This window comes from Natronorubrum aibiense (assembly GCF_009392895.1).
Taxonomy (GTDB): Archaea; Halobacteriota; Halobacteria; order Halobacteriales; family Natrialbaceae; genus Natronorubrum; species Natronorubrum aibiense.
In genome coordinates this window covers 2,195,082-2,208,611 of sequence record NZ_CP045488.1, presented here as the reverse complement: position 1 = coordinate 2,208,611, position 13,530 = coordinate 2,195,082, and the positions used below count along the sequence as shown (strand labels likewise).

Below are 13,530 nucleotides of genomic sequence, written 5' to 3'. Positions count from 1 at the left end.
AGTGCGACCGCCGACACAATTATATTCGTGTCGTTAGAAACAGCGAACCATGAGTCTCGAGGTGACTGACTCGGCGGTGCTCTCGCGTGAGCGCTACGAGTCGCTCCTCGACGCCGCCGAAACGTACCGCGAGGCGCTCGTCGTTCGCCTCTGTGGTGACGTCGGGCTTCGCCCGACGGAACTCACCGAACTGACCATCGAGAGCATCGAACAGGTCCGGATCGATCCGCCGCGATACCTGATCCGTGTGCCTGCCGTCGACGACGGAGACGGCCGAACGTCGTATCTGCCGACCCACGTCGAACGTGAGCTGCGGCGATACGCCCGGAGCAACGACCTCTCTCCCGACGATCGAATCTTCCCTGTCACGGCACGACGCCTCCAGATGCTGGTTTCGGACGTCGCCGAGCGAGCCAGCGACATCTACGAGCAGCCGGCGCTGGCCGACCTCTCGACGAGCGACCTGCGCCAGTATTTCGCCCACACCGCGCTCGTCGACCACGCGGTCAACCCTCGAGTCGTCAAGACCGTCGGCGGCTGGGGGAGTTTCGAGGCACTCGAGCCGTATCTCCCCGAGCCGACGGACGCGGAGATCGTCGACGCCTTCGACGCCGTCGAACGGCCGTCCGGACCGGCACACAGTCGCTCGCGGACGCAGGCCGGCTCGATGGTCAGCGACGACAGTGTGATCCGACTGCTGTTGGCCGCGAGCGATCGATACGCGCTGATCCGCCTCGACGCAGAGGGCTACGTCGAACGCTGGAATCGAAGTGCAGCGTCGATGTTCGGCTATCGGGCCGGCGAAATCGTCGGCACGCACGTCTCGACGTTCTATACGGACACGGCCGTCGACGACGGCACGCCCGAACGGGCGCTGTCGGCGGCCTTGGAGGAATCCGGCTACGAAAACGAGGGCTGGCGCGTGCACAAAGATGGCTCGCAGTTCCGGGCGACCGAAGTTATCTCGCCGATGCGAGACGACCGCGGCCGTCACCGCGGGTTTGCCGTCTTCGTCCGCGACGTCTCGAGAGCCCACGAGGAACTCGAGGGAGTCCGGTCGCGACGCGACGAACTCGAGGGCCGGTACGCGGTCGCGAGAGCCCACCGCGCCGTCGCCCGGTCGCTGCTCGAATCGACCGACCACGAGGAGATCGAGACGCGAACCTGTACGGCACTGACCGGCGGCCGAGCCTACGAGTACGCCTGGATCGACCGGGCGACTATCACGGAGCGGCGGACGGACTGGCGTGCCTCGAGCGGGATCGAACCCGCGGACGTCGACCGGCTCGTGCCCGAGGAGTGGCACGACGACGGCGCGACCACGGACGACGGCGAAGCCACGGTGTCGGTCGTCACCGACGTCGACCTCGACATCGAGAACGGCGAGGGCGGGACGAACCGTGACGACTCGGGGTCGCTCGCGCGCGTGCCACTGTGCTACGGCGATACGACCTACGGCACGCTGACGGTCGCAACCGACAGACTGCAGGCGTTCGACGCCGACGAACGCCAGTGGCTCGAGACGATCGGGAAGCAGATCGGCTATGCGATCGCCGCGATCCGGCGACGGAACCTCTTACTCTCCGATCGCGTCGTCGAACTCGAGTTCGCCTGTCGAGACGATGATTCGTTTTTTGTCGACGCCTCACAGCAACTGGGCTGTCGGTTCGAACTCGACTCGCTCGTGCCGATTTCCGAGTCGACACAACTGTATTACGTGCGATTGCAGAACGCCTCGCCGGCCGATGTCTTCGACCTCGCGGCGGACGACCCCGGCATCGACGACTGTCGGCTGGTCGAGACCGACAAGGACGGCTGGCGCGTCGAGTTCGTCGTCGAGGGCTCCTCGCCGACGCTGACGCTCACCGAGTACGGCGTCACCGTCATCGACGCGATCACCGAAGGCGGCGTGACGACGATTACGGCCGAATCGGCGGCCGACGCCGACCTGCGGACGATTCTCGCCGGCCTGCGCTCCGGGTTCCCGAACTCGGAACTGGTCGGCAAACGCGAGGCCGAACGCACCGTCCAGACCGCCCGCGAGTTCCGCGAGGGCCTCGAGGACCGCCTGACGGACCGACAGGAGGCGTCGCTGCGGGCGGCGTACTTCGGCGGTTACTACGACTGGCCCCGAGAGAGTACTGCCGAGGAGATCGCCGATGCGATGGGCGTCTCCTCGCCGACGCTACACAATCACCTCCGGAAGGGCCAACACGAACTCCTGCGGACGTTCTTCGACGATCCGGCCAGCGAAAACATCGACTCGTCCGCCAGCGAGTGACGGTGGCGGGGATACTAAGCCTCTAGACGACGGTGAGTGATCACCGTCAGTTCTAGCCGTGACTGGTCGTGACAGGCGGCGGTGACTGCGTCGCGCGACCGATTTATCGGGGAGTCAGCCGCATATAACCAGATGTCCCTTCCTAATACAGTCAATATCCACTATATTTTCGCCCCGTTCGCCGCCCGATTTTGCACAACTAGATGCCGGCTTTACTATGGTAGTAGCATATTGAATTGTTGTATCATGTCACAGGAGGATGGCAGCCTCGAGGCTCGACTCGAGGAGCAAGACACGTTTGAACCGCCCGAGTCGTTCGTCGAACAGGCGAACGTCTCGGATCCGGGGATCTATGAGGAGTTCGAAGAAAACTGGCCGGAATGTTGGGAACGCGCTGCGGAGTTCCTCGACTGGGATGAGGAGTACGACGACGTCTTAGACGAATCGGATGCCCCCAGCTACCAGTGGTTCACGAACGGGAAGATCAACGCCTCGTACAACTGTCTCGACCGCCACGTCGAGGACGGGGCGAAAAACCGAGCCGCAATCAAGTGGGAGGGCGAACTCGGCGAGACGCGAACGTACACGTACGGTGACCTGCTGAACGAGGTCAACGAGTTCGCGGCGACGCTGCGTGACCTCGGCGTTGAGGAAGACGACGTCGTCACGCTGTATATGCCGATGGTGCCGGAGCTCCCGATCGCGATGCTCGCGTGTGCCCGTCTCGGTGCCCCACACAGCGTCGTCTTCGCCGGCTTCTCGGCCGACGCGCTGGCGACCCGGATGAACGACGCCGACAGCGAGTACCTGATTACCTGTGACGGCTACTACCGTCGCGGGGACGCACTCGACCACATTTCGAAGACCAACGAGGGACTCGAAGACGTCGACCACGAGACGACGACCGTCGTCGTCGACCGACTCGGCGACGACCTCGAACACTCCCTCTCGGAGAACCAGCACGACTACGACGAGCTCATCGACGAGCACGCTGGCGAAACCGTCGAACCGGTCGCTCGGGACTCCGAGGACATGCTGTTCCTGATGTATACGTCGGGAACGACGGGCAAACCGAAAGGCGTCAAACACACGACGGGTGGCTACCTCGCTTACTCCGCGTGGACGTCCCACTCGGTGCTCGACCTAAAACCCGAAGACACCTACTGGTGCTCGGCCGACATCGGCTGGATTACGGGTCACTCCTACATCCTCTACGGGCCACTCGCGCTCGGAACGACCACCGTGATGTACGAGGGTACGCCGGATTACCCAGAGAAGGACCGCTTCTGGGACATCATCGAGCGAAACCGAGTCGACGTCTTCTATACTGCGCCGACGGCCATCCGTGCGTTCATGAAGTGGGGCAAAGAGTACCCAGAGCAACACGACCTGTCATCGCTGCGTCTGCTCGGCACTGTGGGGGAGCCGATCAATCCACGCGCGTGGAAATGGTACTACGACCACATCGGCGGCGGCGAGTGCCCGATCGTCGACACCTGGTGGCAGACCGAAACCGGCGGCCACATGATTACGACGCTGCCCGGCGTCGGTGAGATGAAACCCGGCTCCGCCGGTCCCGGCCTGCCCGGCATCGACGCCAAGATCGTCGACGAAACCGGCGAGGAAGTCGAGGCCGGACAGGCGGGTTATCTGACGGTCCAGAAACCGTGGCCCGGCATGCTGCGCACGCTCTACCGGAACGACGAGCGCTTCGTCGAGGAGTACTGGACGGAGTACTCCGACCCCGAGAACGACGAGTGGGTCTACTTCCCCGAAGACGGCGCGAAGATCGACGAAGACGGCTACATCACCGTTCTCGGCCGCGTCGACGACGTTATCAACGTCTCCGGTCATCGACTGGGGACGATGGAGATCGAGTCGGCCGTCGTCGGTGTCGAGGGCATCGCCGAAGCCGCCGTCGTCGGCGGCGACCACGAGGTCAAAGGCGAGGCCGTCTACGTCTACGCGATCCCCGAAGACGGCTACGAAGCCGGCGAGGAACTCGAGGAGAAAGCCGTCGAGGCGATCCTCGACTCGATCGGTCCGATCGCCAAACCCGAGGAAGTGATCTTTACGCCCGAGCTGCCGAAGACGCGCTCCGGGAAGATCATGCGCCGACTGCTCGAGGACATCGCGAGCGGCAACGAACTCGGCACGACGTCGACGCTGCGCAACCCAGAAGTCGTCGACGATATCGCAGCACAGGTCAACGAAAGCTAACTCGGGGGCACTTTCTTTCAAATAACACCCACGGACGACACGAACACAGGCCAAATCTCATGACAGAGAATATCACCCATAATTTCGGACGCACCGTCAGCGCGGACGGCAGCGTGCCGAGCAAACCGAACCACGAAAGAAGAGGCAACTACCAATGACAGCAGATACGAACCACGATTCAGAACACGACACCCGCGAAGTGGCGACCGACGGCGGAATGAGCGACGTGGAACGAGAGAAGCAGGTCGATTACCTCGACGTCGAAATCAACTTGTTGAAGCCGGCAACCCCGTTCATGCGGGACCACCTGCGAGTTATTTGGCTCGGCTTCGCCATCTGGGCGCTGACGACGTTCGGCCCGATCACGTTGACTCGCATCGCACCCGACGTGATGACGACGCAGATGCCGGTGATCGGATTCCCGCTTCACTACTTCCTGCTCGCCATCGTCGGCCCCGGCGCAGCGCTGATCCTTTCGGTGTGGTACGCGCGCAAACGCGACCAGATCGACGACAAGTACGGGATCGAACAGCCGACGGCCGCACCGGAGCCGACCGAAACGACGTCCGACGATGCGACCGCCGCTGACGGAGGTGTCAGCGAATGATCGACGCGATGGTTGCGATGCCGCTGCAGTCGGATATGCTCCCACAGGGTCTCGACATCTCGTTTAAGGCCCTTCCGGCGCTCATCGTCGTGGGGATGATGTTGACGTTCATGGTGGCCGGCTTCATGTACAAGGTCGCCGACACGGACAACATGTGGGTCGCCGGTCGGTCGATCGGGAACATCGAGAACGGGATGGCGATCGGTGCCAACTGGATGTCGGCCGCGACGTACCTCGGTGTGGCGGCGACAGTCGCACTATCCGGCGTTTACGGACTGGCATACGTCGTCGGCTGGACGACAGGGTACTTCATTCTGCTGATCTTCATGGCCGCACAGATGCGCCGGTTCGGAAAGTACACCGCACCGGACTTCGTCGGGGATCGATTTAACTCCGACACCGCACGTGCCCTCGCAGCAATCACGACGTTCCTCATCGGGTTCGTCTACACGCTCGGACAGGCCCGCGGGATGGGTCTCGTCGGCATGTACATCCTCGGCGACTGGTCAGCGATCACCGGCGGCGCACTGAGCGCCTACCAGACGATGATGATCATCTTCATGGTCATCACGATCGGCTACCTGTCGCTGTCGGGGATGCTCGGGGCGACGAAGAACATGGTTTTGCAGTACATCATCCTCATCGTCGCGTTCCTGCTCGGATTGGTCGCCACTGGCTGGACAACCGGCTACACGACGGTGCTTCCGCAACTCGAGTACGGGATGATGATCGACAGCCTCTCGTCCGAGTTCTCGGACCCCTTCGTTGGCGGGAGCTACTACCTGTGGGTTGCGACCTGTTTCAGCCTCGTCTTCGGGACGTGTGGCCTCCCACACGTGCTGGTCCGGTTCTACACGGTCCAGAACGAACGGATCGCCCGCTGGTCGTGCACCTGGGGGCTGTTCTTCATCTCCCTCCTGTACCTGAGCGCACCCGCCTTCGCGGCGATCGGTGTGAGTCTCTACAGCGACCAGATCGGCGCCGTCTACGGCGATCCCGGCATGAGCGGTGCAGCAGCCGACGTCCTCGTCGTGACGGCAGCTCAACTCGCTGACTTGCCGCAGTGGTTCGTCGGCTTTGTCGCAGCAGGCGGTATCGCCGCAGCGATCGCAACGACGGCCGGACTGTTCATCGCCGCATCGTCGGCGATCTCCCACGACATCTACGCGAACATCATCAACGAGGATGCCACGCAGCGCCAGCAGGTCCTCGTCGGTCGCCTGAGCATCGTCGCTATCGGCGTGCTCTCGATCATCTTCGCGCTGGACCCCCAGCAGCCGATCGCGGCACTGGTCGGGTTCGCGTTCTCGCTGGCTGCGATCGTGCTGTTCCCGATGTTCTTCCTCGGCCTCTGGTGGGAGAACACGAACCGTCCGGGTGCACTCTCCGGCATGGTGACCGGCATCATCGTCTGGTTCATCCCGATGTTCAACGAAGGGAACTTCGGTCTCGTCAACGGCGGCGAGGGGCTCGGCATCGAGGTCATCTCGACGTGGATGCCAGCTATCGGCTCTGGACTCATCGGCGTGCCGATCGTCTTCGCCGTCACCATCATCGTCTCTCTCATCACTGACGAACCGCCACTGGAAACCAAGCAGATGGTTCGACAGTGCCACAGTCCCGAGCCGATGCCGAAAGACAAGACCGCGGCGGACGTCGTCGCCGAACGGAACGGAAACGCACCTGCGGATGACTAATCAATGTACGAACGCATACTCGTCCCCACGGACGGCAGCAAAGTCGCACAGTTCGCGGTCGATACAGCAGTCGACCTCGCAGAGAAATACGACGCCGAAATCCACGCGCTGTACATCGCCGACACCGATGCAGTCGCTTACGGGCTTGGCACCGAACAGGTCGACCGCATTCAGCAAGGCGACTTCGCCGGCATGACGGAACTCCGTGAGGACGCCGAGGCGGCGACCGGCTATGTCACGGAAAATGCGGAGGCGCACGGACTCTCCGCGATCGAACACCACGCCGGCGGCCAGCCACACCGCGTGATCGCCCACTACGCAGAGGATCACGACATCGATCTGATCGTGATGGGCAGCCACGGCCGTTCGGGTGTCCGGCGCGCACTACTCGGGAGCGTCACCGAACGCGTCCTGCGCTCGACGCACACGCCCGTGTTGGTCGTCGACTACGAAGAAGACGACTGAGCCGCGAACGCACAAGACTGACGTATTCCGGGTTCTTTTCTTAACATATGAAACGAACGTTGCTGATAGATACTGGAGGACCGACACGATGAGCTTCGCTGATCGCTTTCGAGAACACGTCGAAGAGAACCGACACGGAATGGTCTACGACCTGATGTTCGCCGTCGTCTGGGTCACACTCGTGAGCGTGCTCTTCGATTACGTCTTTCCCGAGTCGCCCACGTGGGCCTTCTATATGTTCATGGCCGCCGGCATCCCGGCGTATTTCGGCTTTTTTTTCTCGCTCGAGATCGCCAAACAGCAGTAACGGCGATCGGCCGCTCTTTTCGCTCGAGTCGACTGCACTGCCGACGTAGCTGATCGTACTGCCGGTTGCTGGGTCGATGAGTGGATAGAAGCAGTGTCTTCGGCGCGTTCAGTTCTCTGTTTGGCTCGCGATCGCTTGCTGTCGCAGTCGGAAACAAAAGAGACTAGCGAGCCCGAATGAGACCGGGATCGCGATGTCGGTCAGCGAACCGGACAGCGCCGGCGTGACGGTCATTCCGGCCATGATCGCGAACAGGAACGCCAGCAGTCCGGTTATCGGAACGGCGAAGCCGTCCGAAAACACCGGTGCCTTCTCATTGCTCATGTGTGTCATTCGTAACGTGTGAACAAATATCTGCGCATCCGCGATCGCTCGAGGGTCGCCGAATCCGAATCCACATATGCACGACAGGGAAATACCCAGTCATGAACGGAACAGCCGAAGTCACCGTCCTCCGGCTCGGTCATCGGCCCGGACGGGACGAGCGGATGACGACCCACGTCGGGTTGACTGCGCGGGCGTTAGGTGCTGATCGCGTCTGTTTTCCCGACAATGCCGGCCAGTCGAAAGCGACCGTCTCGGACATCACCAACCGGTTCGGTGGCCCCTTCGACGTCGAATTGACCGACTCACCGCAGGCGATGCTTCGCAACTGGGCGGGGAAGGTCGTCCACCTCACGATGTACGGCGAGCGCGTCCAAGACGTCGAAGCCGAGATTCGAGCCGCCCATCAGGACGATGGCGAACCACTGCTCGTCGTCGTCGGTGCCGAAAAGGTCCCGTTCGACGTCTACGAGCAGGCCAACTGGAACGTCGGTGTCACCAACCAGCCCCACTCCGAGGTCGCCGGCCTCGCAGTCTTTTTGGACCGGCTATTCGAGGGCCAAGAACTCGAGCGCGAGTGGGAAGACGCGGACCGGCAGGTGATCCCGATGGCAACCGGTAAGCGCGTCGAGTCGATCGACGAAGAGTAGTCAGCCGGATCGCCGACAGTATAGGTTTTTCTGCGACCGGGGAGACAACCCAGTATGGGCTCTGCGATGTCGCTTCCACGGACACCGATCGAGTGGTACATGCTCGGACCAGTCCTCATCGTTCTCAATATCATCGTGTTGCTCGCGACTGGCCACACGCTTCCGGCGGCGATCGCCATGGGTGCCTTCTACGGGCTCGCGATGGCGCTCGTCCTCGTTATCGCCGCGACCGTCTGGAACACGCTTCGTGAAACGAAAGAGAGCGCCGACGCGGAATCCGCCGAGTGAGTGATCGGACGGTTCGTTCAGATCGTTCGATACCGTCTAACACCGTCCTCGAGCACGAACGTCACTGCTCCCTGCCGCTCGAGCGTCCCCAGTGCGGCCATTGTATCCATCACGGGAGCGGTGTAGCGAACGCTGCCAAGCCGTCGTTCGGCCACCGCGAGCGGCGTGGCGGGTTCGATCGCAGCTAGTGCGTCTCGGGTCTCCGAGATCAGCGTCTCGATCCGCTCGCGCGTGTGTTCGACGACTCGACGTGGTTCCTCGAAGACGGGCCCGTGACCGGGAAATCCGTGCGTCGCCGTCGTCTCTTCCAGTCGATCCATCGCCGTCGCGTACCGCTCGAGACCGTCGTAGGCACCCCACTCGAGTCCGACGTCGAACGCGCCGGCGCGGAACGGTTCGATGAGCGCGTCGCCGGTAAACAGCACCCTCGTTTCCTCGAGAGCGGCTTCGAAGCACAGATGACTCGTCTCGTGGCCCGGTGTTGCGATGGCAGTGAACTCGCGGCCGCCGACCGGCCACGTTGCACCCCGTTCGATCGGGACCGTCGAACCGGGCTCGAGCAATCGCCGAGCCCGCTGGAACGACTCCACGTGATCGTCGACCACGTTCTCGAGCGCCGAGCCGTGGTAGCCGGCCGAAACGGCCGTATCGCGGACGGTCGACCGAACAGTCGCCGGATCGCGTGCGAGTCGCTCGAGCGCGACCGCTGGTGCATAAACCGTCGCGCCGCCGGCACGGAGTGTCGGGACCTGTCCGATGTGATCGCTGTGGGGGTGGGTTACGAGTACGTGGTCGATCTCGTCGGGTGCGTAGCCGATTCGCTCGAGGCCGGCCTCGAGGGCCCGTTGTCCGTCGTCGTCCGGCGCGCCGGCGTCGATCAGGATCGGTTCGGGCCCATCTATGACGTACGCGGCGACGTGTTTCGGCGGCCAGGGCACGTCGAACTCGAAGCGATGGACCGTCGACGGTTCACACTCGCCCGGGGAGTCCGCTCCGGTGTCGGTGGTCATCGTCTCGAGAACGGCCGCCCAGCCACCTGTACGTTCCCCCGACGCGGGGCAGTTGACAAGACTTAATGGCCAGACGGCGTTACACGTAGGTAATGGCTTTTGAGGACCTGCTCGAGGATCCGGTCATCCAGAAGTATTTACACGAGCTGGTCGGTCCCACGGGAATGCCCGTCGCGGCAGCGCCGCCGGACGGGGAAGTGACCGACGAGGAGCTCGCCGAGGATCTGGACCTCGAGTTGAACGACGTACGCCGGGCGCTGTTTATTCTGTACGAAAACGACCTCGCAACCTACCGACGGCTGCGAGACGAGGACTCGGGGTGGCTGACCTATCTCTGGACCTTCGAGTACGACAACATCCCGGAGAACTTAGAAGAGGAGATGTACCGACTCCACGACGCGCTCGAAGAGCGCCGGGAGTACGAGCGCAACCACGAGTTCTATCTCTGTGAGATCTGTTCCATCCGCTTCGAGTTCGGCGAGGCGATGGACTTCGGGTTCGAATGTCCCGAATGTGGCTCGCCGCTCGAATCGATGGACAACGACCGACTCGTCAGATCGATGGACGATCGCCTCGACGCGCTCGAGGACGAACTCAACATCGACGCGGACGCCTAATGGTCGTACTCGCAACCAAGATTTACGTCGAGGGCGACGCTCGCCAGCGCTCGCTCGACTCGCTTCGCTCGCTTGTCACCAACGAGATCGGCGACCTCGACGTCGAGTTCGAGATTGGAATCCGGCACGACGATTTCCCCTCCGTCACGATCGAGGGCGACGACGCCACCGTCGCGCGAAACGTCCTCGGCGAGGAGTTCGGCGAAATCGTCCCCGACCTCGAGGCCGGCGAAACGTACGTCGGGACCCTCGAGTCGTGGGACAACGACGGCTTCGTCCTCGACGCCGGGCAGGGCGACGGCGTGCGGATTCCGGCCGACCAACTCGGACTCGGTCAGGGGACACCTGCCCAGATCCGCGAACGGTACGGATTGGTCCAGCACATGCCACTCGAGTTCGTCTACGGCGACGACAAGCCATCGCGACTCGCCGAGGAAGCACAGGACCGTCTCTACGAGTGGACCCGCGGGAACGGGCGGCTCAACGTTAACAGCGCCACCCGCGCGGAGGTTCGAGCGACGCTCAACCGTGCCGGGCACGCCAACGACTACGTCACCGTCGAGCGACTCGGCCTCTTAGAACAGAGCGTCATCTGCACCGAAGACACCGATCCACCGGGACTGCTCGCGAGCGTTGGCGAGTATCTCCCGGCGGAACTTCGCTGCGTTGTTCCGTAAGATGAATCGACGGCTCGTTTTTGCGGTGTTCGTGGTCGGCTTGCTCGTCGTCGGAGCCGGCTGTTCGGCGTTCTCCGGCGGCATTCCCGACGAAGAACTCGACCGCGAGCAGGAGTACGACGACCTTCGGGAGCGCGATACGGACGTCGCGATCGACATCGAAGACGGCAGTCTGACGAGCAACGGCGAGTACCGTGCCGTCTACGACTTAGAGGACACCGAGGAACTCTCGCTGTATCGATCGAACATCTACAGCGATCAGGCACTCGATATCCACAGCGTCCGATACTGGTATCCCAACGGAACCGAGGTGACGGGGTCGGAACTGGACATCGAACAGGGCGATACGAGTACCGACGTCCGAGTGCCCGACGGCAACGGCACGCTCGCGTTCTCGGGTGAGGCCGGGCGTAAAACGTTCACACTCCCAGCGTATGTCGAGGGATCGTACGAGGTAACGATCCCCGACGGCCATCGGACGTCGAACTTCCTGTTCGGCGACGTCACGCCGAGTGGCTACGAGCGAGAGATCGTCGACGATCAAGAGCGACTAACGTGGGAGGAAGTCGACAGTCCGATCTCGCTGCGATACTACCTAACCCGCGATATCCCGCTCTTTATGGGACTCGTGACGATCGTCGTCCTGGCCGGCGGTACCGGTGCCGTCTACTACTACCGGCAGGTCAAGCGACTCCGAGAACAGCGTGAGGAGCTAGGGTTAGACGTCGAACTCGACGACGATTCCGACGACGGGCCGCCGCCGGGGCTGCGGTAGTCCGACTGCCACCCGGACTGCACCGAACCGAAACGGATTGTATCAACCTGTCGTGGGCCCGCTGCTCGTGTTCCTCGAGTGCCGATTCGTGCTCAGCCGTGGATCGTCCGCTCGTCGAGCCAGATAACGTCGTCGCCGTCGATTTCGAGCCGACCCTTGACGTGTGCCAGCCGCGAACTCGTCTGGGTTGGCTCGAGGCGAGCAGCGTCGATCGTTCGCGTCGTATCGACGTCGTCGACGAGCCAGCCGTAGTAGGCACCGTCGGTATCGGCGGTAGTAAAGACGAGTAGCTTTGGGTCATCGATTCTCGCGGTCGTCCGCGAGGCGGCGGTAAACGCCCGCGGGAGGTCGACGACGCGGACGCGTTCACCGGCGACCGAAACCGAGCCCGCGTTCCACGGGTCGTCGGCCATCGCAATGGATTGCTCGTCCGTCACGCCGAGGACGGAGGCGACGGCGTCGGCTCTGACGCAGTACCGTTCGGTCTCGAGGTCGAACGTGAGAACGGTCACGGTCTCGGTACTGTCGGTGGTGTCGCGGTGTCCGGCCGAGTCCATGCTGATGTGTACTTCGGTCGAGTGCGAATAATGTTTCCGGATGTTCTACCGCTATAGCAACTTGATAGATGCGTGTAAGAACGGCGTTCGGTGGTCCGGAACGGGTCCAAGCGGGAGTCAACGTTTTTATTCATGGCACTTGATACACGAGCAGGAACATGGCCCCGGATCTCTCAGAAAAGCTTCTCGGCATCGATATCGACGGTACCGACGGCCAGCGGCGACAGGATACGGATGAGACGGACGAAGAGCGAGAAGAACGCGAACGGTTCGTGTTTTTCGAGAGCGGTACCCACCGACTCGCGGTGTCGGTCGACACCGTTCGGACGCTTGCGGAGTGCCCCGACGAACTGACGCGAGTCCCGCGGACACCACCCGCCATCGAAGGGATGGTCGACCTTCGCGGTGAGGTCACTGCGGTGATCGATCCCAGTGTTCACTTTCCGAGCGACGACGGCGACCGCGGCCGAACTCGAGAACGCCTCTTGGTACTCGATCGCCCGGCGGACCAACAGTCCGCAGCGGTTCGGGTCGACGACGTCATCGGCGTCGAGGCGATTCCCGTAAGCGATGTGCTCGACGAGTCGATGATCGACGAGCGGCCGTTCTCCGGCGACGCCCTCACACACCCGCTCGTCGATGCGTTGATCGAACAGACCCACGAATCCGAGGCCGACGACGGAGGGAGTACTACGAACCGCTCGGACGCGGACGCCGACGCCGACCGCACGATCGGACGCGAAACTGCGGCCAGCACCGGTGATTCCGGGCTCCTGTCGTCGACGCGCGGGACGTTCAGCGACCGGTCCGACGACGACGCCGGAACGCCGTTTACCGTCGACGCTGCCGATACGGCCACACCAGCGGCCGACGACGCACAACCACGCCGCGAACTCATCATCGAGGTGACGCCGGTACTTGACGTCGACCGGCTCTTGCAGGCATCCGGCCATCGAGAATAACCGGTTACGGAATCGCCCGCCGAGCACCCGGAAACCCAATGCCGACGCTAACCGGGGTCACACTCCCGTACTCGAGGCTTATCATTCTTGATA

Annotated in this window: 15 protein-coding genes; 12 read left to right on the top strand and 3 right to left on the bottom strand. The window is 62.7% G+C overall.

The window, feature by feature from the left end:
- The first annotated feature begins 49 nt into the window (after nt 1-49).
- The 6 genes from GCU68_RS10820 to GCU68_RS10795 all read left to right on the top strand — a co-directional run bounded on the left by GCU68_RS10820 (nt 50) and on the right by GCU68_RS10795 (nt 7,577).
- The gene (locus GCU68_RS10820) at nt 50-2,281 is read left to right on the top strand and encodes a bacterio-opsin activator domain-containing protein (RefSeq protein WP_152941513.1); all 2,232 of its coding nucleotides are present in this window, start codon (nt 50-52) and stop codon (nt 2,279-2,281) included.
- Between the two features lie 246 nt (nt 2,282-2,527).
- Nucleotides 2,528-4,501: an acetate--CoA ligase gene (gene acs / locus GCU68_RS10815; protein ID WP_152941511.1), complete on the top strand. Its 1,974-nt coding sequence runs from the start codon at nt 2,528-2,530 to the stop codon at nt 4,499-4,501.
- A gap of 154 nt (nt 4,502-4,655) precedes the next feature.
- Nucleotides 4,656-5,108 carry a DUF4212 domain-containing protein gene (locus GCU68_RS10810; protein ID WP_152941509.1) on the top strand — a complete coding sequence of 151 codons (453 nt, stop codon included), beginning with the start codon at nt 4,656-4,658 and terminating at the stop codon, nt 5,106-5,108.
- Nucleotides 5,105-6,805, top strand: a complete 1,701-nt coding sequence (locus GCU68_RS10805) for a sodium:solute symporter family transporter (RefSeq protein WP_227014826.1) — start codon at nt 5,105-5,107, stop codon at nt 6,803-6,805. The genes GCU68_RS10810 and GCU68_RS10805 overlap by 4 nt, the downstream gene beginning before the upstream one ends.
- Before the next feature lie 3 nt (nt 6,806-6,808).
- Nucleotides 6,809-7,270 carry a universal stress protein gene (locus GCU68_RS10800; protein ID WP_152941507.1) on the top strand — a complete coding sequence of 154 codons (462 nt, stop codon included), beginning with the start codon at nt 6,809-6,811 and terminating at the stop codon, nt 7,268-7,270.
- A gap of 88 nt (nt 7,271-7,358) precedes the next feature.
- Complete coding sequence (locus GCU68_RS10795; protein WP_152941505.1) at nt 7,359-7,577, top strand: hypothetical protein; 219 nt, start codon at nt 7,359-7,361, stop codon at nt 7,575-7,577.
- A gap of 108 nt (nt 7,578-7,685) precedes the next feature.
- Here the strand turns inward: GCU68_RS10795 and GCU68_RS10790 are convergent, their stop codons facing one another.
- Nucleotides 7,686-7,901 carry a hypothetical protein gene (locus GCU68_RS10790; protein ID WP_152941504.1) on the bottom strand — a complete coding sequence of 72 codons (216 nt, stop codon included), beginning with the start codon at nt 7,899-7,901 and terminating at the stop codon, nt 7,686-7,688.
- A gap of 101 nt (nt 7,902-8,002) precedes the next feature.
- On the opposite strand from GCU68_RS10790, the gene GCU68_RS10785 reads away from it, so the two are divergent.
- Both GCU68_RS10785 and GCU68_RS10780 read left to right on the top strand, forming a co-directional pair.
- Nucleotides 8,003-8,551: a tRNA (cytidine(56)-2'-O)-methyltransferase gene (locus GCU68_RS10785; protein ID WP_152941502.1), complete on the top strand. Its 549-nt coding sequence runs from the start codon at nt 8,003-8,005 to the stop codon at nt 8,549-8,551.
- Between the two features lie 54 nt (nt 8,552-8,605).
- Complete coding sequence (locus GCU68_RS10780; RefSeq protein WP_152941500.1) at nt 8,606-8,839, top strand: hypothetical protein; 234 nt, start codon at nt 8,606-8,608, stop codon at nt 8,837-8,839.
- A gap of 17 nt (nt 8,840-8,856) precedes the next feature.
- Here the strand turns inward: GCU68_RS10780 and GCU68_RS10775 are convergent, their stop codons facing one another.
- Nucleotides 8,857-9,849: an MBL fold metallo-hydrolase gene (locus tag GCU68_RS10775; protein ID WP_152941499.1), complete on the bottom strand. Its 993-nt coding sequence runs from the start codon at nt 9,847-9,849 to the stop codon at nt 8,857-8,859.
- Nucleotides 9,850-9,941: 92 nt separating this feature from the next.
- Between GCU68_RS10775 and GCU68_RS10770 the strand changes: the two genes are divergently transcribed.
- From GCU68_RS10770 to GCU68_RS10760, 3 genes are read left to right on the top strand one after another with little or no spacing between them, the layout of a single operon-like run.
- A complete protein-coding gene (locus tag GCU68_RS10770) occupies nt 9,942-10,466 on the top strand; it encodes a transcription factor (RefSeq protein WP_152941498.1) in 525 nt (174 codons plus the stop codon).
- A complete protein-coding gene (locus GCU68_RS10765; protein WP_152941497.1) occupies nt 10,466-11,143 on the top strand; it encodes a DUF2110 family protein in 678 nt (225 codons plus the stop codon). The genes GCU68_RS10770 and GCU68_RS10765 overlap by 1 nt, the downstream gene beginning before the upstream one ends.
- Before the next feature lies 1 nt (nt 11,144).
- Nucleotides 11,145-11,918, top strand: a complete 774-nt coding sequence (locus GCU68_RS10760; RefSeq protein ID WP_152941495.1) for a DUF5803 family protein — start codon at nt 11,145-11,147, stop codon at nt 11,916-11,918.
- Nucleotides 11,919-12,010: 92 nt separating this feature from the next.
- Here GCU68_RS10760 and GCU68_RS10755 read toward each other — a convergent pair whose 3' ends face one another.
- On the bottom strand, nt 12,011-12,475 hold the full coding sequence (locus tag GCU68_RS10755) for a chemotaxis protein CheW (protein WP_152941493.1): 465 nt from the start codon (nt 12,473-12,475) through the stop codon (nt 12,011-12,013).
- 158 nt (nt 12,476-12,633) lie between these two features.
- Between GCU68_RS10755 and GCU68_RS10750 the strand changes: the two genes are divergently transcribed.
- Nucleotides 12,634-13,437: a chemotaxis protein CheW gene (locus GCU68_RS10750; protein ID WP_152941491.1), complete on the top strand. Its 804-nt coding sequence runs from the start codon at nt 12,634-12,636 to the stop codon at nt 13,435-13,437.
- Nucleotides 13,438-13,530: the final 93 nt, after the last annotated feature.